General features: G+C 56.0%; 17 protein-coding genes. 1 reads left to right on the top strand and 16 read right to left on the bottom strand.

All coding sequences use genetic code 11. The annotated features are described in order from the left end of the window. Nucleotides 1–2: 2 nt before the first annotated feature. The 5 genes from MKFW12EY_RS02910 to MKFW12EY_RS02890 all read right to left on the bottom strand — a co-directional run bounded on the left by MKFW12EY_RS02910 (nt 3) and on the right by MKFW12EY_RS02890 (nt 4,664). Nucleotides 3–788, bottom strand: a complete 786-nt coding sequence (locus MKFW12EY_RS02910; protein ID WP_054760054.1) for a M48 family metallopeptidase — start codon at nt 786–788, stop codon at nt 3–5. Between the two features lie 175 nt (nt 789–963). Continuing rightward, the gene (locus MKFW12EY_RS02905) at nt 964–1,458 is read right to left on the bottom strand and encodes a CinA family protein (RefSeq protein WP_064023344.1); all 495 of its coding nucleotides are present in this window, start codon (nt 1,456–1,458) and stop codon (nt 964–966) included. A gap of 55 nt (nt 1,459–1,513) precedes the next feature. After that, nucleotides 1,514–2,092, bottom strand: coding sequence for a DUF502 domain-containing protein (locus MKFW12EY_RS02900; protein ID WP_054760056.1), 579 nt, complete (start codon nt 2,090–2,092; stop codon nt 1,514–1,516). 102 nt (nt 2,093–2,194) lie between these two features. Beyond that, nucleotides 2,195–3,283 carry a cytochrome d ubiquinol oxidase subunit II gene (cydB, locus tag MKFW12EY_RS02895; protein WP_221053977.1) on the bottom strand — a complete coding sequence of 363 codons (1,089 nt, stop codon included), beginning with the start codon at nt 3,281–3,283 and terminating at the stop codon, nt 2,195–2,197. Continuing rightward, the gene (locus MKFW12EY_RS02890; protein WP_221053976.1) at nt 3,276–4,664 is read right to left on the bottom strand and encodes a cytochrome ubiquinol oxidase subunit I; all 1,389 of its coding nucleotides are present in this window, start codon (nt 4,662–4,664) and stop codon (nt 3,276–3,278) included. The genes cydB and MKFW12EY_RS02890 overlap by 8 nt, the downstream gene beginning before the upstream one ends. Before the next feature lie 183 nt (nt 4,665–4,847). Between MKFW12EY_RS02890 and MKFW12EY_RS02885 the strand changes: the two genes are divergently transcribed. Next, complete coding sequence (locus tag MKFW12EY_RS02885; protein WP_054760065.1) at nt 4,848–6,992, top strand: sensor domain-containing diguanylate cyclase; 2,145 nt, start codon at nt 4,848–4,850, stop codon at nt 6,990–6,992. A 33-nt stretch (nt 6,993–7,025) separates the two neighbouring features. Here the strand turns inward: MKFW12EY_RS02885 and phoR are convergent, their stop codons facing one another. From phoR to metK, 11 genes are all read right to left on the bottom strand, one after another. Continuing rightward, nucleotides 7,026–8,300, bottom strand: a complete 1,275-nt coding sequence (phoR, locus tag MKFW12EY_RS02880) for a phosphate regulon sensor histidine kinase PhoR (RefSeq protein WP_064020432.1) — start codon at nt 8,298–8,300, stop codon at nt 7,026–7,028. 6 nt (nt 8,301–8,306) lie between these two features. Further along, a complete protein-coding gene (gene phoB, locus MKFW12EY_RS02875) occupies nt 8,307–8,999 on the bottom strand; it encodes a phosphate regulon transcriptional regulator PhoB (RefSeq protein WP_054760067.1) in 693 nt (230 codons plus the stop codon). Between the two features lie 108 nt (nt 9,000–9,107). Beyond that, on the bottom strand, nt 9,108–10,979 hold the full coding sequence (locus MKFW12EY_RS02870; RefSeq protein ID WP_245006498.1) for a cytochrome c peroxidase: 1,872 nt from the start codon (nt 10,977–10,979) through the stop codon (nt 9,108–9,110). A 424-nt stretch (nt 10,980–11,403) separates the two neighbouring features. Beyond that, nucleotides 11,404–12,438, bottom strand: coding sequence for a lytic transglycosylase domain-containing protein (locus tag MKFW12EY_RS02865; protein WP_245006423.1), 1,035 nt, complete (start codon nt 12,436–12,438; stop codon nt 11,404–11,406). A gap of 296 nt (nt 12,439–12,734) precedes the next feature. Beyond that, nucleotides 12,735–13,049: a hypothetical protein gene (locus MKFW12EY_RS02860; RefSeq protein WP_054760069.1), complete on the bottom strand. Its 315-nt coding sequence runs from the start codon at nt 13,047–13,049 to the stop codon at nt 12,735–12,737. Nucleotides 13,050–13,126: 77 nt separating this feature from the next. Beyond that, the gene (locus MKFW12EY_RS02855; RefSeq protein ID WP_054760101.1) at nt 13,127–13,438 is read right to left on the bottom strand and encodes a hypothetical protein; all 312 of its coding nucleotides are present in this window, start codon (nt 13,436–13,438) and stop codon (nt 13,127–13,129) included. A gap of 109 nt (nt 13,439–13,547) precedes the next feature. Further along, nucleotides 13,548–14,429, bottom strand: coding sequence for a CPBP family intramembrane glutamic endopeptidase (locus MKFW12EY_RS02850; protein ID WP_221053974.1), 882 nt, complete (start codon nt 14,427–14,429; stop codon nt 13,548–13,550). Next, the gene (locus MKFW12EY_RS02845) at nt 14,429–15,157 is read right to left on the bottom strand and encodes a 16S rRNA (uracil(1498)-N(3))-methyltransferase (protein WP_221053973.1); all 729 of its coding nucleotides are present in this window, start codon (nt 15,155–15,157) and stop codon (nt 14,429–14,431) included. Before MKFW12EY_RS02845 ends, MKFW12EY_RS02850 begins: the two co-directional genes overlap by 1 nt. Then, the gene (locus MKFW12EY_RS02840; protein ID WP_221053972.1) at nt 15,157–16,509 is read right to left on the bottom strand and encodes an adenosylmethionine--8-amino-7-oxononanoate transaminase; all 1,353 of its coding nucleotides are present in this window, start codon (nt 16,507–16,509) and stop codon (nt 15,157–15,159) included. The genes MKFW12EY_RS02845 and MKFW12EY_RS02840 overlap by 1 nt, the downstream gene beginning before the upstream one ends. A 51-nt stretch (nt 16,510–16,560) precedes the next feature. Further along, complete coding sequence (ahcY, locus tag MKFW12EY_RS02835) at nt 16,561–17,853, bottom strand: adenosylhomocysteinase (RefSeq protein WP_054760071.1); 1,293 nt, start codon at nt 17,851–17,853, stop codon at nt 16,561–16,563. A 20-nt stretch (nt 17,854–17,873) separates the two neighbouring features. After that, the gene (gene metK, locus MKFW12EY_RS02830) at nt 17,874–19,034 is read right to left on the bottom strand and encodes a methionine adenosyltransferase (RefSeq protein WP_054760103.1); all 1,161 of its coding nucleotides are present in this window, start codon (nt 19,032–19,034) and stop codon (nt 17,874–17,876) included. Between the last annotated feature and the right edge of the window lie 7 nt (nt 19,035–19,041).

Below are 19,041 nucleotides of genomic sequence, written 5' to 3'. Positions count from 1 at the left end.
GCTTATTTGGCGCAGCGCGGTTGGCGTCCCTGGCTCCAGGCTTGTTGCTGCAATTGCAGAGCCCGGTTCATATTTTGTTGCAAATTATCGATGCGGCTGGCATGCGACGGATGGGTCGACATGAATTCTATCGGCTGGCCGCCTTGGGCGGCTTTGTCCATCTTCAACCACAGATTGATGCTTTGCCGCGGATCGAAACCGGCACGGGCCATCAAATCCAGCCCGATGGTATCGGCTTCGGTTTCATGGATGCGGCTGTAAGGCAGGATCACGCCGTATTGGGCGCCGACGCCGAGTAAGCCCAACGCGGTCTGGCCCAACGCGGTTTGCGGCTGAGTCACGGCCTGCACCATCGCCAGGCCGGTGCTGACTGCGGTTTCCTGCGACAAGCGCTCGTTACTGTGGCGCGACAGGACGTGGCCGACTTCGTGGCCGACCACCGCCGCCAACTGGTCGGCATTATCGACCAGATTGATCAAGCCGGTATGCACGCCGATTTTATTGCCGGGCAACGCAAACGCGTTCAGAGTTTCGTCTTCGAACACCACCACTTCCCACTGACCGCCGGTTTGCTGGGTAATCGCATAAGCCACGCACTGGGCAAATTGGTTGAAACGAGAATTGCGGCTGACCGGGTTTTTGCTCTTCATGCTGTCGAAGGCTTGCAAACCCATTTGGTCGACTTGGTTGTCTGACATGTAAATGAACTGGGTACGGCCGGTCGGACTGGTTGCACAAGCGCTGAGCAAGACGGAAACGGCAGCAATAAGCAGATTTTTATTCAACATGGCTTAACCACCCGCAGAGAAAAGACCCAGCATTTTAGCCTAACTTGCCAGGGGGTTAAACGCTTTTCGGCTCTGCCAGCGGATGCCGAAAGCGCCCGCCGGACAGGGCTTCGGCGGCAAGCAGCAACGATGCCGGCGAGACTGCTCGCAGGGCCGCATGCGCGGCGGTACGCACCTACCCGGCCCGCACCGCCTGCAACAGTTGCTGCAAGCAAAACAAAACGGTCTGCTGCCGGATGTTTTGCCTGTCGCCGGAGAATTGTTTTCTAACGCACTCAGCCTGTTCGCTACCGCGTTGCAACCAAGCGACGAATACGGTGCCTACCGGCTTTTCGGCGGTTCCGCCGTCAGGTCCGGCGATGCCGGTAACTGCCAAGGCCAAATCGGCGGAACTTTGCGCGAGTACGCCGGCCGCCATTTCCCTGGCCGTCTCGGCGCTGACGGCACCGTAGGCCCGCAAGGTTCGCGTCTGCACGCCTAACAGCTCGACTTTGGCGGCATTGCTGTAGGTGACAAAACCGCGGTCGAACCAGACGGAGCTACCGGGCACATCGGTCACCGCCGCCGCGATGCCGCCGCCGGTGCAGGATTCGGCCAACGCCAACACCCGGTTCAAGCGCCTCAAACCGTCGCCCAGCTGCTCGGCCAACAAATAGCCGGGGTCGTGCATCATAGCCCCGCAACCAGTCGGAACGAATTCGCCTTCTCGGCGCCGCAGCCAACTGTCATTTCGGCAGTTTGGCGATTTCGCCGACTTTTTCGAAGTCGGCACCGACACTGATGATAAAGCTGGTGACCTGTTCGATGCTCATCTCGGATTTGATCACTTTCGATTCGTGGACGATGACGGCGAAACCTGAGGTCGGGTTGGGCGAAGTCGGCACGAACAACACGTAGCGGTCGTCGGTTTTATTGGTCACATAAGCCGGCACCCAAATGCCCTCTTTCGGATATTCGACGTAGACCACCTCGCGCGGCTCCTGCAATTGATGGCCGGCAATCATGTTGACCAACTTTTTGGTGACCCGATAAATCGTACTCAACAACGGGATGCGCTCGATCAGATGTTCAAACATGGCAATGATGGAAAACCGGCCCATGCTGACCCGATGGCCGACATAGGTGATGGTGGCGAAGCTGGCGGCAAACAGCAGAAAGGTCACCAGATAGTTGTCCGAGTAGCCGTAAACGAACTGAAACAGATCGGTGAGCCGGTCTTTAACGAACAGCACGATTTGCACGATCACCATGATCGGGATGAACGCCAAAATACCGATCAGAGTGTGGTTCAGAATTTTCTTCATGATGCGCCTACCTTGTTAGTTATAGTTGTTATCGATACTCGGTTTTATCAAAGTTAAGCCCGCTTAGAAAACGCCGGGCGGCCCGGCGCCGTTCCAAACCGGCTAACGCTGAATTCTATACAGGCCGCGCGTAGCCAGCGCCATCACCAACCAGGCCGGCCCGGCAAAGCTGAGCAGGCCGTGCAATGCCGTTCGGCTGGCGCTGGCGTCCCAAATCGTCAACGAACTGTTCAACGAGATGTTGGACGGCGCCAAAAATGGGAACATCGACACACCCAAGGTCAATACCGCCAACGCCAGTGCCAACGCCAACGCCAACATTGCCCAATAGGCCCGGTCGAATTTGCATAGCGCCCAGGCGCCGATACCGGCCAGAAAAACCAGACAGGGTAGCGCCCACAACGCCGGTTCGTGTTCGTAATTGTCCAGCCATAAACCGTCGCCGCGCTTGACGAATTTGGCCAGCGGATTGGATGCGCCATCCGGCACGATCTCGGTCGTGACATGATAGCCTTCCAAATGCGTAATCCAGGCGCCGCACAAGCCGAACAACACTAAAAACAGAATTACCGCAGTTTGCGCCAAGGTTTTGGCGCGTAAGCGCAAATCCGGGCCGCCATGCAATTGCAAATAGGCCGCAGCGTAAGCGGCCAACAACGCCACGCTACAGGCCGCGACCAACAATGAAAACGGATTGAACAATCCGGCCAGGCTACCCAAAAACGCGATGTGCATATCGCTGCTCAAATGAAACGGAAATCCCTTCAACATATTTCCAGCCAGCAGCCCCAGCAGCGCGGCCGGCAATAAGCCGCTCACAAACAGCGCCTTATCCCAGTACGACAGCCATTCCCGATGATCGTGGCTATTTCTGAAGTAAAAACCGAGCGGCCTGATACATGCGGCCAACATCACGCACAGGAACAGATTCTGAAAGCTGGAAAAAACCACGGCATAAACCGTGGGCCAACCGGCATACAACACGGCTATCGCCGCCGCCAACCAAGCTTGGTTTCCGGCGCTGAGCGGGGCCAGCCTGGCGGCGATTTGCCGCCGCTGCGGCTCGGATAGCTGCAGAAACGGCAACAGCAACGTTACGCCCATCTCCAAACCGTTAGTCAACGCAAAACCGACGGCAAACAAGCCGAGCAAGCCCCAACACAATAAACGCAAAATTTCGTAATCAAGCATCGCCACTCTCCTCAACCGGCAGCGCTAGCTCGGCCGTTCCCTGTTTGACTATCTGCATCGCCAATAAAATTGCCAACGACAATAGGCCGGAATAGGCCAAACCGTATACCGCCAAGCCCAGTGCCAGATCGCTCGGCCCCAAGGCCGATACCGCCAACCAAGTCGGCAACACGTCCACCACAATCCAGGGTTGGTCGCCGAACTCGGAGATGAACCAACCGCTGCCGCTGGCCAACCAGGTCGCCGGCAAAGCATACATCGCCGACTTCAACAACCAAGGCTGCCTGCGGCCGGTTACGGCACCGAGGCCGGCCGTCAGAAAGGTCAACAATGCCAGCACGCCGAACAGCACCATCGCTTTATGCCCCCAGTACAAAGGCGCCGCTGGCGGCAAACTGGCTTGCGCCGCCAAATCGATTTGCGCCGGGCCGGCATCGACCACAGTGTCGTGCCAGCGCTTCAGCAGCAAGCCATAGCCCAGATCCGGCTTGGCGGCGGCGAATCCGGCCAGCAATTCCGGTTGCCGATTATCGTCGCGCAATTGTTGCAACATCGCGTAAGCCTGGATGCCGTTATCGATACGTTGCCGGTTTTGCGCCAGGATATCGTCGGCAGGTAGTCCGTTAATCGCCATCAGCTTGCTGCGCTGAAACGAACTTTGCTTGTAAATACCGGCATCGCCCAACAACAACGTGGCGACGATCGCCAGCAATCCCAACCCGGCAGACATGCAATACGACGGCTCCGACAAAGCCGTTTCGGCGGATCTCAGCCGGTAGTAAGCGCTGATCGCCAACACGAATCCGGCGGCGACCGCATAAGCCGACAGCAAGCTATGAGCGAACTTGGCCAACGCCACAGGATTGGTTAACACCGCATGCCAATCGACCAACTCCATCCGTAACGCTTGCGGATCGAACTCGGCCCCCACCGGATATTGCATCCAGCCGCTGGCAGCCGAAAAACCGAACAAAATCAAATGACAACCCAGGCATACCGCACAGGTACTCAGCAGGTGATACCACTTTCCCAACTTATCCCAACCGTACAGCATCCAGCCCAAACCGTTGGCCGCGGTAAACAGCCCGGCCAAGACGCCGACGACGACCGGCCCGGCGAACGCATCGCCGGCGTAATGGGCGAAATACGACCAATTGCCGCCGAATTGGAACAACATCGCCAAACTGGAGGCCAGGCTTAATCCGAAACTGAGTCCGAACAACTTCCCCCAAAACCGGCAAAGCGGCTGGTAATCGCTGCGGCCGCCGGCCAGCCCCCAGGCCTCCAAAACCAATAGGAAAAACGACAAACCCACCGTCAGCGGCACAAATAGAAAATGTTGTACCGCATTGATCGCAAACTGCGAGCGAGACAATTCCACAACCGTTTCGGAAACCATTCCCAACCTCTGGCCCAAGCTCAAAATGCCGGCAATTATAGAGTTATCCGCTTGTTTGTCTGCGTTTTTTCTCGATCAATTCGCATTATATCCGCCGACCCATCATGGCGAATGAACGCCGCTGATATACACTTTGCCCGACTCCGGCCGCGATTACGGTACCCCATGAACTCCTCCCCCCGTCTGCTTATCGGACTGAAAATCATTGGTTTGGCGCTGCTGTACGCCGGATTGGCCAAGCTGGTGTTGGCTTATTTTTCCGACCGGGGCAATGTCACGCTGATTTGGTTTCCGGCGGGCTTGGGCTTGGCGGCGATGCTGCTCGACGCCAAGCACAATTGGGCCGGCATCTTGTTAGGCGCCTTCTGCGCCGGCTTGTTGGTCGGCGACTCCTGGACCATATCGGCCTGCATCGCCGCCGGCAACACGCTGGAATCCTGGCTTGGCGCCTGGCTCTTGCTCGGCAATCCGGGGTTCTCGATCAAATTGCGCCATCCGCGCGACTTTGCCTGGCTGGCCGCCACCGGCACGGTTACCGCTTGCTTTAGCGCGCTGATCGGGCCGATGTCGTTATTGCTTGGCGGCTACCTGACGCTAGGCCAGTTGTTCCCGAGCATGTTGCACTGGTGGATGGCGGACGTATTCGGCATCGCCTTGGTCACCCCGTGCATTTTGATTTGGCGCAAGTGGCCGACCGGCTGGTTTATTGTGAAACGCCTGCCGGAAACCGCGGCGTTTTTGGCTTTGAGTTTTTTCAGCGGCCAAACGGTATTTTTGGGTTGGTTTCCCAGCGTATCCGGCCATTATGCCCGCGGTTATTGGACTTTTCTGTTCGTGGTCTGGGCTGCGGCGCGCTTCGGCCGCCATGGCGTCATCCTATTGATTTGCATGACCGCCGTCCAATCGCTATGGGGATTGGAACGCCAGATCGGCCTGTTCGCCAACGGCGATTTGCAAAGCGGATTGCTGAACATTTGGCTGTACTTGCTGGTGCTGGCCAGCGTCGGCATCCCGTTGGCCCTGATGTTATACGACCGCGAGCAAAAAGCCCAAGCGCTGCAGGAAAGCGAAAACCGGCTCAGTTTTGCCTTGCAAACCATAGACACCGGCGCTTGGGATATGGACCTGGAAACCGAAGCAGTGCTGCGCACTCCGATCCACGACCGGATTTTCGGCTACGACTTCCTGCTGGCGACCTGGAATTACCAAGCCTTTCTCGGCCACGTCGTGCCGGAACACCGCGACAGCGTCGACAACGATTTTCGCCGCGCCGGCCGCAAACGCAGCAACTGGAATTTCGAATGCCGCATTCGCCGGGTGGACGGCGAAATCCGCTGGATCCGCGGCTCGGGCCGCCACCACAGCCTGTACCCCAGAATGACCGGCATCATTCAGGATGTCACTGCGCAAAAGCTCGCCGACGAAAATCGCCAATTGGCGATGCTGTTCTACCAGAACTGCAACGAAGCGATGATGATTACCGAAGTGGATGCCACGATTATTTCGGTCAACCCGGCTTTCAGCGAAATCACCGGCTACAGCGCCGGCGACGTAATCGGCAAAAACGCCAGCATCCTCGGCTCGGGCCGCCACGACTCCGCCTTTTTTCAGGACATGTGGCAAACCATCGTCAGCTTGGGCCAGTGGCGCGGAGAAATCTGGAATCGACGGAAAAACGGCGAACTTTACGTCGAACAACTCAGCATCAACACCGTGTTCGACGCCAATGGCCTACCGTTGCGCCGCATCGGCCTGTTTTTCGACATTACCCAGCGCAAACTCAACGAAGAACAATTGCGCAAACAAGCCTATTTCGACCCGTTGACCGGTATCGGCAACCGCCGAATGTTTTGCGACCGCCTGGACCAGGAAATCAAAAAAGCTCACCGCAGCGGCCTGTTTCTGGCATTGCTCCTGGTCGATATCGACAAATTCAAGGACGTGAACGAGCGCTTGGGCTACACCGCAGGTGACCACGTATTGCGGGAAGCGGCGCAACGCATCTTGCGTAGCGTCAGGGAAACCGATGTGGTGGCGCGAATGGACGGCGTGGAATTTGCCCTGCTGCTAACCGATCTGGAAAAGATCGATCATATCGAGCGTATTGCCGGCACAATCAGCCAAAAACTGGGCGAGCCGTTCGCCTTCGACGAGCAGCCGCTGGATTTGCAATTGCATTGCCGCATCGGTATCGCCGTCTGCCCCGACGACGCCGGCGAAGCCGGCCGTCTGCAACAAGCCGCCGCGCAAGCCCTGAAAAAATGCCGGGCCTCCGGTTACGCGTTTGCCGGTGTACGGGATGCGATGTAGCCGGAATCGGCGCCCTACCGAACCGGACTCAAGTCAACAAACCCGCTGCTTCGGAAACACGCAACGGAAGCGGCTACCGCGCCCCAACTGGCTGTCGATATCCAGTTTGGCATCGTGGCGTACCAGCACGTGCTTGACGATAGCCAACCCCAAACCGGTCCCGACGATTTTTTGGTTGCGTTTTACATCGACCCGATAAAAGCGTTCGGTGATCCGGGGAATGTCGGCGGCAGGGATGCCCGGGCCGAAGTCTTCGACTTCCAGATAAACGCCGCCATCGGCAGCATCTCGCCAACTGACTTTTACCGGCGATGTTGGGGGAGAGTATTTCAGAGCGTTGACCAGCAAATTGCTGAACGCGCTGCGCAACTCGGAGGCGTCGCCGAGCAAGTTGGCATTACTGGCGATTTGCAAATCCACACGCCGCTCGTCCTTTTCCAACAAATCGCTTTCCTGGCAAACCTCGTGCAATAACGCAGCGACCGCCACCGACTCCGATTTTTTCTGCTTGCTTTCCAAACGCGCCAATAGCAGCAAATCGTCGATCAAGGTCTGCATGCGTTCGGTCTGGGCCGCCATGTTTTGGAAAGAGCGGCTGTAAACGCCGGGCGCGCCGTCCATCTCCTGCAGCGTTTCCAGATAACCGCGCAATACCGTCAGCGGCGTACGCAGTTCGTGCGAGACGTTGGCGACAAAATCGGTGCGCATGCGTTCGATGTTTTTTTGGTGGGTGATGTCCTGGGCCATCAGCAAGCGCAAACCTGAGCCGTAGGGCACGATACCGATCTGTAAGAACATGTTTTCGTTGACCGGCGACGGAATACAAATTTTATGGCGGTAATCCTGTTCCTTTAAATACTGGATAAACAAGGGGTGGCGCACCAGATTCGGAATACGCTGGCCGTTGTCGGACTTTTTCAGCCCCAGAAAATCGTGAGCGACCTTGTTGCTCCATTCGATTTCGCCGTAACTGCCCAACACCACGACGGCATCGGGTAAGGCGCCGGTGGATTTGCGAAAGCTGTCCAGCATTTTGCCCAGCTTCTTCTTCCGTCGTTTCTGGCTCTTCCTGATCTTGTAGAAGTGATAGTAAATATCGCTCCAGATTCCTTTGAAATCGGGCTTTTCCCCCTGGCCGCCCTGGCTCAGCCAGCGCTCCAGTTTATTGATGTTGAGGGTTTGGCTGATGTGCAGATAGGTCACTGCGAGCAGTAGCATTTCGCTCACATGGCCGACGAAGATGCTGGCTATCAAAGCCGGCACCACCAACGCGATCGCAATGTTTCTTTCTCGCCGCCAGCGCTGCATGCAGGATTAATTCACCAAGGAAAACCGGTAACCGAAACCGCGTACCGTTTGTATCAGTTCTTCACGGCCGTACTCGGCCAGAATCTTGCGTAAGCGGCGGATATGCACGTCCACAGTGCGTTCTTCGATGTAAACGCTACGCCCCCAAACTTGATCCAGCAAATGGGTGCGGCTGTAGACTTTGTCGGGATTGGTCATAAAAAACTGCATCAATCTGAATTCGGTCGGACTGACTTCGAGGCTGCGGCCGTCGATCGTCAATTTGTGCTGCTCGGCATCCAGCGTCAAATCGCCAATGCTCAACTGGCCGGACTCGGAGAGTTTTCCGCTACGCCGCATCACCGCCTTGATCCGGGCAATCAGCTCTCGGGGCGAGAACGGTTTGGTAATATAGTCGTCGGCGCCGATCTCCAGACCGCGGATTTTATCCTCCTCCTCGCCGCGGGCAGTGAGCAGAATAATCGGCAAATCCTTGTAGCCAGGCTCGCTTTTCAAGCGTCTGGCCAATTCCGCCCCGCTGATTCCGGGCAACATCCAATCCAGCAAAATCAAATCCACCATATTATCGGCCAAGCTTTCCCGCGCCTGCTCGGCACTGGCCACCGCCAACACTTTAAAAGAAGCTTGCTCCAACACCATCACCAACATTTCCCTGATGGCATCTTCGTCTTCCACAACCAGGACGTTCAAATTCGACATAGTCATCTTTAGTCTAATGATTCCGAGGATATGCAGAATTTAGCAGCGCTATATTACCCTTTTATGACAAAAAAGACCCGAAGCCGAGCAGTAGCGCAGTTGAGCGCGTCAGGGCGCGCCGCCCGCTTCCCCAACCGGCGCGGCAAAACCGTCGGCAACCAGGGCACCGACATTGGCACCGGTCAGCGCTTTTAAAAACTCGACCAGATCGGCTTGTTCCGCCTCAGACAGGTCCAACGGTTTAATTAGCGGCGACAGATTTTCGTTTGGCGTTCCGCCTCGATTATAAAACCGTACCACGTCGTCCAAGGTCGCAAAACTGCCGTTATGCATGTACGGTGCGGTCAATGCCACATTGCGCAACGACGGAGTTTTATAGCGCCACCGGTCCAACGGATTCTGGCTGGTTTCGTAGTAACCCAAGTCGTTGGCCTTTACAGTATCCAGCCCCTGGAGATTCTCGCTGTCGACGTCCAGAAATACGCCCGGCGCAACCTGTATCCGGCGTTTGCCGTCCACGGTTTGCATGGCTTCCGCGTAACCGACGCCGGTGTTATGCCGCTTTTGGTCGGTGAACAATGCCGAGCTTCGGCCAATCGTGTGGCAACCGCTGCACGCCGCCTTGCCGGTAAATAATTCGAATCCGCGCTTGGCCGAATCGGCGAGCGCATCGGCTTGTTTCGCAAAGTACCAGCGGTCGAACGCCGAATCCGCGGAATTCAGCGTCCGCTGGTAACTTGCCAAGGCCTGGCCTATCGTTTCCATGCCCGGCCCTTTGTTGTTGAACGCTTTTTCGAACAAGCCGCGATAATCGGCAGTGGTTTTCAATTTGTCCACCACACGGCCGATAGACGGGTTGGCCATTTCGTTGTGGGCCAATAACGGCCCCCAGGCTTGTTGTTCCAAACTGTTTTCTCGGCCGTCGTGAAACAGCAGCTCGGCATAGCCGACGTTATACAGCGATGGCGCATTGCGTCGCACGCTACGCCCCTCCACGCCCACGGCGGTCGCCATTTCGTTGTTGGCGAAGCCTTGCTCCGGGATGTGGCAAATCGCGCAGGAAAAGGTATTGTTCAACGACAAACGCCGGTCGTAAAACAGTTTGCGGCCCAACGCAATTTTCGCCGGCGTCAGCGGATTGTCTTTTGGAACCGGTAGTACAGGCAGACCCAACGGCGGCTTGCGGGCAAATTCCAGCAAATTGGCGGGCTTGCCGCGCCGTTGCGCCAGAGCCAACGACTGGGTCCGGTAGTCCGCTGCGCGGTAATCCTGTTTGTTGTCGCCGGCTTGGTACAGGCGGCCGGCATCGACTTGCGCCAACGCGGATTGCGCCTCGGTACCGGCCAGCAGGGTTTTGACGTCGTTGAGCACGGTATCGGCGTGCAAAAAATCAACGTTGTAGATATTGCGGACGTTTTTTTGTTTATCGATCAGATAGACCCGCAGTAGATGCGAGAACGTTCCGGTAAACTGCCCGCGCTCATCGTAGATCTTCTGCACGTTTTGCTGATAGCCGTCGAGGATAGGCTGCAGCGCCCGTTCGTCGCGAGTGGTCAAAAACTGCCAATCAAAGCCGGGGGTTTTAAAACCTTCGCCGTAATGGCGCATCATTTCCGGTGTATCTTGGGCCGGATTGAAGCTGAGGGTCAGCAGGCGCAGTTTATCCGCCAGCTCGGGTTGTTTTTGCAATTGGCGGCTGATTTTATGCAATACCTGCGTCGCCAACGGACAACCGTTAACATCGCTGCAGGCCGCATAAATAAAGCTGAGTAACACCAGCTTATCGCCCATCAGGTCGTGCAAGCGCAGCGGCCGATTAGCCGTATCCAACACCTCGCCGTCCGCCGCCTGGCCAACGGCCGGTAATGCGTAGCTGCCGGGACTCGGCGGCTGGAAAGGCAGCGCGCCGTAACCTGGCGCGCTACGTTGCGGCGGCTCCGCTACGGCGCCAAATACAAAACAAAACAGCAGAGTAACCAGCCCCAGGCGCCGCCCGAACCGCTGAACGGGACGGTTAAAACCGAATCCGGATATTAAGAGGCCTGATGCTACAAAACGGATTGGCGCCGGCCCGGATAATGTTGGCCGGTTTTTGTTGCTGTCGATAACCGTTCCGGTCGCAGATTGGTAATTCATAAACGAGCTCGACTATAAGTAACGCGTCGCCGACGCAATACCGCTCCGACAATCGAAACGCCGCTCGGTTTATCAGGTAACTGGCAATACGCCGTTACGGAAATACGGAAATGATGACGGGGCGAGGCGTTAGCGTTGATGCGAGCCAACCGACACGGCCGGCACGCGACATGTTCGAAGGCCTTAGCACCCCGGAATTGGCCCGACATACATTGGCCTCAGCCGACGACTCAGCCGGACTGCGCCGGTCGAACCGGCCGACGCCGACCTATTCTTCGGCTAAATATTGTCCGGGAGCCAGTGGCGCCTCGTAACGCACTCCCTCCGGAAAATAAGGCTCCGGATTGGACGCTATCTCGCGCGCCGCCAGAAATTGAGCGTAATAGTTGCGCGATGCGAAACCGAATGCCGGTCCGTCGTAAGTCTCCACGATCTGGGCGAAATCTTTGCCTACTTGGTTCTGGGCGCGTTTCATACCGCCGATACCGTGGTTGTAAGAGGTGACCGCTGCCGGCCAGTCGCCTAATTTACCGTAGGCGTAACTCAGATATCGCGCCGCGCCGGTAGCCGAAACGAACGGATCGAAGCGTTGATCGACTACGCCGCCACCGGGCATGAAGGTTTTAGCGGCCGCTTTGGTGAACTGCCACATGCCGACCGCACCTGCGGAAGATCGAGCGGCGGGCTGAAACGAAGATTCGACGTGGGGCAGATAGGCCAAGTCTTCCGGTAACCCGGCATCACGGAAAATTTTTCTGAACTGTAGGTCGTAACGTCCGCTGATTTCCAGACCGCGTTTGAAGCGCTCGCGCGTCCCCCGCTGCGAACGCACGCGGCTATCGGCGCCGGGCAAAACGTTTGCCAACGAACGGCCGCTAGCCTCCAGTTTAGCGATCAATTGCTTATCGGCCGGACTCAACGCAGCGCCGTAGCGCAATTTGCTTTCCAAGCCGGCCAATTGCGCCTTCCAATAATCGCGCCGCCGGCTGACCAAATCTTTTTGCTCGGCCGTCAGTCCTTCGGCAACATAGCCCGGCAACGTCATCACTTCGTAGATCACATCCAAATAGCGGTCGTCGTGGAAGGCGACTTCGGAGCGCTGCCAGACCGCGTAGGTTTTACGCCAGAATTCCACGGCCGGCTCCAGCGGCCCCGGCTTCGGGAAAATCCCCGAATAACTGGTGGGCCGATAAGCCGGAGACTGCGGCTGGTAGGCAGGCCGCTGGGGAATATAGTTGGGCCTGACGCTAGCGACTCTGTCGCGTTTGACAGGCGTACCGCCGCCGCAAGCATTCAGTAGCATTGCTGCAGCCGTTAGCATTAATATGCGCAAGAAAAGTCGATTCATTTTTGCTTTTTTGTTGTCTGATTCAACGCCGATGGCTCCGAGCTCAGCCGGCATAACTACCGGCTTATATTCTTCGAATGTTTTCAATGAATAATAGCGCTCATTTCGAATTCGAGTGAATATTTAATGCGAAAATAGGCGGCGTTTTTTTCGCAAAAACGGGAAATGTGGCGGTGACAACGACATTCGAACTTTAGAGCGGTTTACGGCCGGAACTTTCGACTTTTTCACAATGACGAAACGGCGCATGCTTAAAAGTGACGAAGTATCGACAAAAGGTAGCTTAGATTGCGTTTATCCTCATCCAGAACGACGACCAGGAGGGAGATTATGAAACCGATTTCAAAGCCGCTAACCTTTTGCTCGCGTTGCGGTGACGATATCCCGCCCGATGAATTGCAGTTTTTGCCGGATGCCGGGCTATGTGTGTTGTGCAGCAACATTGCCTTGGAAGCGGATGAAATCCGCGCGGCAAAACGGTCGAAACCGAAAACTGTGTTAAGAATCGCCCGCAGACCAAAATCCGGCTCCTGCTCACCGGCTTGATGCGGGTGTGTTGCCGGCACCGGCCGCTTGCCGCGTTGGAAACGGCATAAAGAACCGGCGCGAGCGACGCCCGCTCGAACCGATTCGGTAAGCGAATTTACTGTTTCAAATTTTTGTAGCCTTCTTCACTTTCGCGCATGATTTTTTGGCCTTCTTCGATCAAATTGCGCCCTTCGTCGATTTTGATCTGACCCTCGCGTTGCATAGCCTGTCCACGCTCTACCATCTGTTTACCTTCCTGCCAACGGCTGCCCAATTGGGCGATGCCCTGGCTGTCGCGCAGCATTTGTTCGCCCGACAATATTTTTTCGGCGGACGCCTTCGGCGCCGGCTCGCTGGCACATCCGCCAACCAGTAACGCCGAAACAGGCAAGATAAGGGAAACCAGCAGACAGTTGTTATTGCGCATGATCATGTCCTCTTGTTACGCAGTAAAAACAAAAAATTAACGGAATATTGCAAAACAGTTCGAGCTGTTGCAACGGTTTTTTCAATCCACCGCCTCGGCACCGCTTGGCTTAGCGAGACCGAAGGTAGCGGGCGTACACACCGTACCCAACCAATACCGACATCAGCCACGCGGCCACCAACGGCCCGATCACACCGTCGTAATAGGTGTTGACCAGATACACCGAATCGGCTTGCAAATTGACGTTGCACAAATCCCGACTGAGTTTGATCTGCCAGACCCAGCCGGCATGGCAGCCAATCGACCACCCCAATCCTTGCACCTTAAGGTTTCTCAGCACGGCGAGAAACAGTCCGACCGCGAATAAAGCGGCAAAAGCGCTGCCGATTGCCGGATTAAGCCAATTGGCAAAGGCTTCCGAAAGTAACGGCAAACCGCTCAGCGGAGTGAGATTGGCGTAAGCGACTGGCGTCGAACTTTTCAAGAAATGCAGCGCCGCATAGTACAGCGAGCTGACCGACATAGCCGCATACAACGGCATTTGCCGGCGCAGGCCGCTCAATAGCAAACCGCGAAACAACAACTCTTCGCCGACGGCAATCAGCATCGCCAATAACAAAGCCAGCAAGGCTTTACCGGCGAACATTTGCCAAGTCCAAACCCGGCTATCGTCCCAGACATGTACTTGCAACAGGTACAGCATCAGCAAGACCGGCAGCAAAGTGGCCAAACTCAAAGCAAAGCCTCGGCCGGCTTGTCCGATAAATTGGGGCCACGGCGCAAATCCCAAATCCGCCCAACTCAAATCCAGATATTTTTTGAACGGAAATACGCAGAGCAACAATAATACCAGCGTAATTTTGCTGACAATCTTGGCTAAGGGCAGAACGTCTCCGACCAGCTTCAGCACGGCGTAGCCCAGCAAGCCGGCAAGCATGGCCAGCATCACCAGCAGTAACAAGGGAGCCAGAGCGGAAGCTAGCCCGCGCATCAGCGAAAATCGCCCCACAAGGTTTGCACGGCAGCCAACGCCGCCAGCACCGCGGTCTCGCTGCGCAAGATTCTGCCGCCCATTCTGACCGGAACAAACCCGGCGGCCTTGGCGTATTGGCGCTCCTGGTCGCTGAATCCGCCTTCCGGCCCTGACAATAAAGTCACACCCTCGCCCTCCGGATTCAGGCCGGATAACACCTGGTCGGCATAGGGGTCCAAAAACAATTTCAGGCCGCTCTGACCGTCGACCCATTCCGCCAGCTCGCACGGAGGATTTAGACTCGGCAAGCGGGTACGCCCGGATTGTTCGGCGGCATGCTGAATGATGCCTTGCCAATGCTGTTGGCGTTGCTGTTTTTTATCGTCGTCGAATTTGATCACACAGCGCTCGCTGATCAACGGCGTCAAGCTGGCGACACCCAACTCGACCGCTTTTTGCACAGCCCAATCCATCCGGTCGCCGCGCGAAATACCCAGCCCCAGATGAACAGCCAACGGCGATTCGACACTGCGGTCTATAAATTGTTCGACGGCTACGCTTACCCGCTTGCGGCTGACTTCGTCGAGCCGGCAGCGGTATTCGCCGCACCGGCCGTTGAACAGAATGATGCCCTGATCCCGCTTCAGACGCAAAACCGTGCGCAGGTAATGTCCGGCGGCGTCGTTCAACTCAACCTGTTGGCCAACGTTCAGCGCCACATCGACGTACAGACGCGACACCCGCATCAGTCTTGCACCGCCAATTGAATGCCTTGCCAAGCCGTGTCCACCATCAATGCTATCTCCTGTTCGGTTATCACATAAGGCGGCATGAAATAAATCACGTTCCCGAGCGGCCGCAACAATACGCCATGCGCCAATGCATGGCGGTAAACCCGCAATCCACGCCGCTGTTGCCAGGGATAGGCTTCCCGGGTCTGCTTGTCCTTCACCAACTCGATGGCGGCAATCATACCGGTTTGCCTGATTTCGCCCACATTCGGGTGATCGCGAAAGCGCTCCAATGCCTTTGCCATTGCCGCCGCCAATCTAAGGTTTCTCTGCAAAACATCCTCTGTTTGGAATATCCCGATGGTCGCCAGCGCCGCTCGGCAACCAAGCGCATTACCGGTGTAACTATGGGAATGCAGGAATCCGGTCAAGTTTTGATAATCGTCGTAAAACGCCTGGTAAATCCGGTTGCCGGTCAAGACCGCAGACAACGGCAAGTAGCCGCCGGTCAAGCCCTTGGAAAGACACATGAAATCCGGGCTGATGCCGGCCTGTTCGCAAGCGAACAGGGTACCGGTACGCCCGAATCCAACCGCGACTTCGTCGGCAATCAAATGCACACCGTATTTATCGCAAGCCTCCCGTAACAATTTCAAATATACGGGATGGTACATGCGCATATTGCCGGCACACTGTACCAGCGGCTCGACGATGACCGCACAAGCTTGATCCGCGTGTTCCGCGAGCGCCCGATCCATATCGGCAAACCGGCGAATCGAGTATGCCTCCCAACTTTCGTCGGGCTCGCGGTAGTAACAGTCCGGGCCGGGCACAGTGATCACTTCCATCAATAGAGGGCCGTAAGTCTCTTTGTAAAGAGCTACATTGCCGACCGCCAAGGCGCCCAGCGTTTCGCCGTGGTAACTGTTTTCCAGCGTGATGAATTTGGTTTTACCGGTTTGGCCGAGATTGCGCCAATAGTGGAAGCTCATTTTCAGAGCGATTTCGATCGCCGACGAACCGTTGTCGGCATAAAAGCATTTATCCAGGCCTGGCGGGGTAATCTCGACCAATTTTTCCGCTAGTTCCAACGCCGCTTGATGGGTAAAGCCGCCCAGGATGACGTGCTCCAAAGTATCGAGCTGCGCCTTGAGCGCCTCGTTAATGGTGGGGTTACTGTGGCCGAACAAATTGACCCACCAGGAACTGATCGCGTCCAGATAACGCTTGCCTTCGAAATCTTCCAGCCATACCCCCCGGCCGGATTTGATCGGAATCATCGGCATATTTCGCTCGTGATCCTTCATTTGGCTACACGGGTGCCACAGCACGGCAAGGTCGCGTTCTACTATCGTTCGATTATTCATGGCATGCACAAAAAAGGGGCTTGCGCCCCTTTATAGCGGATTCGCTACCGATTAGTAACGGTAATGTTCCGGCTTGTACGGACCTTCGACCGGCACGTTGATGTAGGCGGCCTGTTCAGCGGACAACTGGGTCAGTTTTACGCCGATCTGCGCCAAATGCGAACGCGCTACTTTTTCGTCGAGTTTTTTCGGCAAAATGTAGACTTTGTTTTCGTAAGCCGAGGCATTGTTCCACAGCTCGATTTGTGCCAAGACTTGGTTGCAGAACGAGTTGGACATCACGAAGCTAGGATGGCCTGTTGCGCAACCCAGATTCACCAAACGGCCTTCCGCCAGGACGATGATGCGTTTGCCGTCAGGGAAAATCACGTGGTCAACTTGCGGCTTGATGTTTTCCCAGGTGTAGTGGCGCAACGAGGCAATGTCGATTTCGGAATCGAAGTGGCCGATATTGCAGACGATGGCTTGGTCGCGCATGGCTTTCATGTGCTCGTGGGTAATAACGTGCACATTGCCGGTGGCGGTAACGAAAATATTGCCTTGCGCCGCCGCTTCGTCCATAGTTACCACGCGATAGCCTTCCATCGCCGCCTGCAAGGCGCAGATCGGATCGATTTCGGTAATCCAAACAGTAGCGCCGAGACCACGTAGCGATTGCGCGCAGCCTTTACCGACGTCGCCGTAACCGCAGACGATAGCAATTTTGCCGGCCACCATCACGTCTGTCGCGCGTTTGATACCGTCAACCAAGGATTCACGGCAACCGTACAGGTTATCGAATTTCGATTTAGTCACCGAGTCGTTGACGTTGAATGCCGGCACTTTCAGCGTACCTTTGGCGACGCGTTCGGTCAGGCGCAGAACGCCGGTGGTGGTTTCTTCCGACAAACCTTTGACATCGGCCATCATTTCCGGAAACTTGTCGTGCATCATGTTGGTCAGGTCGCCGCCGTCGTCCAGAATCATGTTCGGCCGCCAGCCGTTAGGTCCCAGAATGGTTTGTTCGATGCACCATTCGGCTTCGGCTTCGGTTTCGCCTTTCCAGGCAAATACCGGAACGCCGGCCGCCGCAATCGCCGCCGCCGCATGGTCCTGGGTAGAAAAAATATTGCAAGACGACCAACGCACTTCCGCGCCCAGCGCAGTCAAGGTCTCGATCAACACGGCGGTTTGAATCGTCATATGCAAGCAGCCGGCAATCCGGGCGCCTTTCAACGGCTGTTGCGCGCCGTATTCGGCACGCAGCGCCATCAAGCCAGGCATTTCGGTTTCGGCGATTTTGATTTCCTTGCGGCCCCACTCGGCCAAGGCCATATCGGCTACTTTGTAATCGGTTTGAGTCATTTGAGTTTCCTGATCCTTAATTAAATGCCGGCAGCGTCTTTCAAAGCCTCGGCTTTGTCGGTTTTTTCCCAACTGAAAGTCGCTTCGTTGCGGCCGAAATGGCCGTATGCCGCAGTCGGACGGTAAATCGGTTTCAATAAGCCGAGTTGCGCGATCAAACCTTTCGGACGCAGGTCGAAGTGTTCGCGGACAATCTTGACCAAGCGTTCTTCTTCGATTTTGCCGGTACCAAAAGTTTCGATGCTGATCGAGGTTGGCTCGGCAACGCCGATAGCGTAAGAAACCTGAATCTCGCAACGCTCGGCCAGACCCGCGGCCACGATGTTTTTCGCCACGTAGCGCCCCATATAGGCCGCCGAACGGTCGACTTTGGAAGGATCTTTACCGGAGAACGCGCCGCCACCGTGACGAGCCATACCGCCGTAGGTATCGACGATAATTTTACGGCCGGTCAAACCGCAGTCGCCGACGGGACCGCCGATGATGAATTGGCCGGTTGGATTGATGAAATACTTAGTGTCTTTATGCAACCATTCTTTCGGCAGAGTCGGCAGGATGATTTCATCCATTACCGCTTCTTCCAGCAGTTTGCCACCGATTTCCGGCGAGTGCTGAGTCGACAAAACTACAGCATCGATAGCTACCGGTTTGTTGTTTTCGTAACGGAAAGTCACCTGGCTTTTCGCATCGGGACGCAACCAAGGCAGGGTTTTGTTTTTGCGAATTTGCGCTTGGCGCTCGACCAGGCGGTGAGCATAAGTGATCGGAGCAGGCATCAATACGTCAGTTTCGTTGCTGGCATAACCAAACATTAATCCTTGGTCACCTGCACCCTGTTCGTGGTTTGCGGATTCATCCACACCCATCGCGATGTCGGCGGATTGTTTGCCGATTGCGTTCAATACCGCGCAACTGTTGCCGTCGAAACCGATGTCGCCGGAATCGTAGCCGATTTCGCACACTACTTTTCTGACCAATTCTTCGGTATCGACCCAAGCATTAGTCGTGATTTCACCGGCCAACACCACCATGCCGGTTTTAACCAGAGTTTCACAAGCTACCCGCGAACGAGGATCTTGGGCTAACAGGGCGTCGACCACTGCGTCGGAAATCTGGTCCGCTACTTTATCCGGATGGCCTTCCGATACGGATTCTGAGGTAAAAAGGTAGTTTTTATTCACGGTTAAC

Origin of the sequence: Methylomonas koyamae (assembly GCF_019669905.1) — a bacterium.
In the GTDB taxonomy this organism is placed as follows: Bacteria; Pseudomonadota; Gammaproteobacteria; order Methylococcales; family Methylomonadaceae; genus Methylomonas; species Methylomonas koyamae.
Note: the sequence above shows the minus strand (reverse complement) of the source record. Positions and strands in the feature narration are given on the sequence as shown.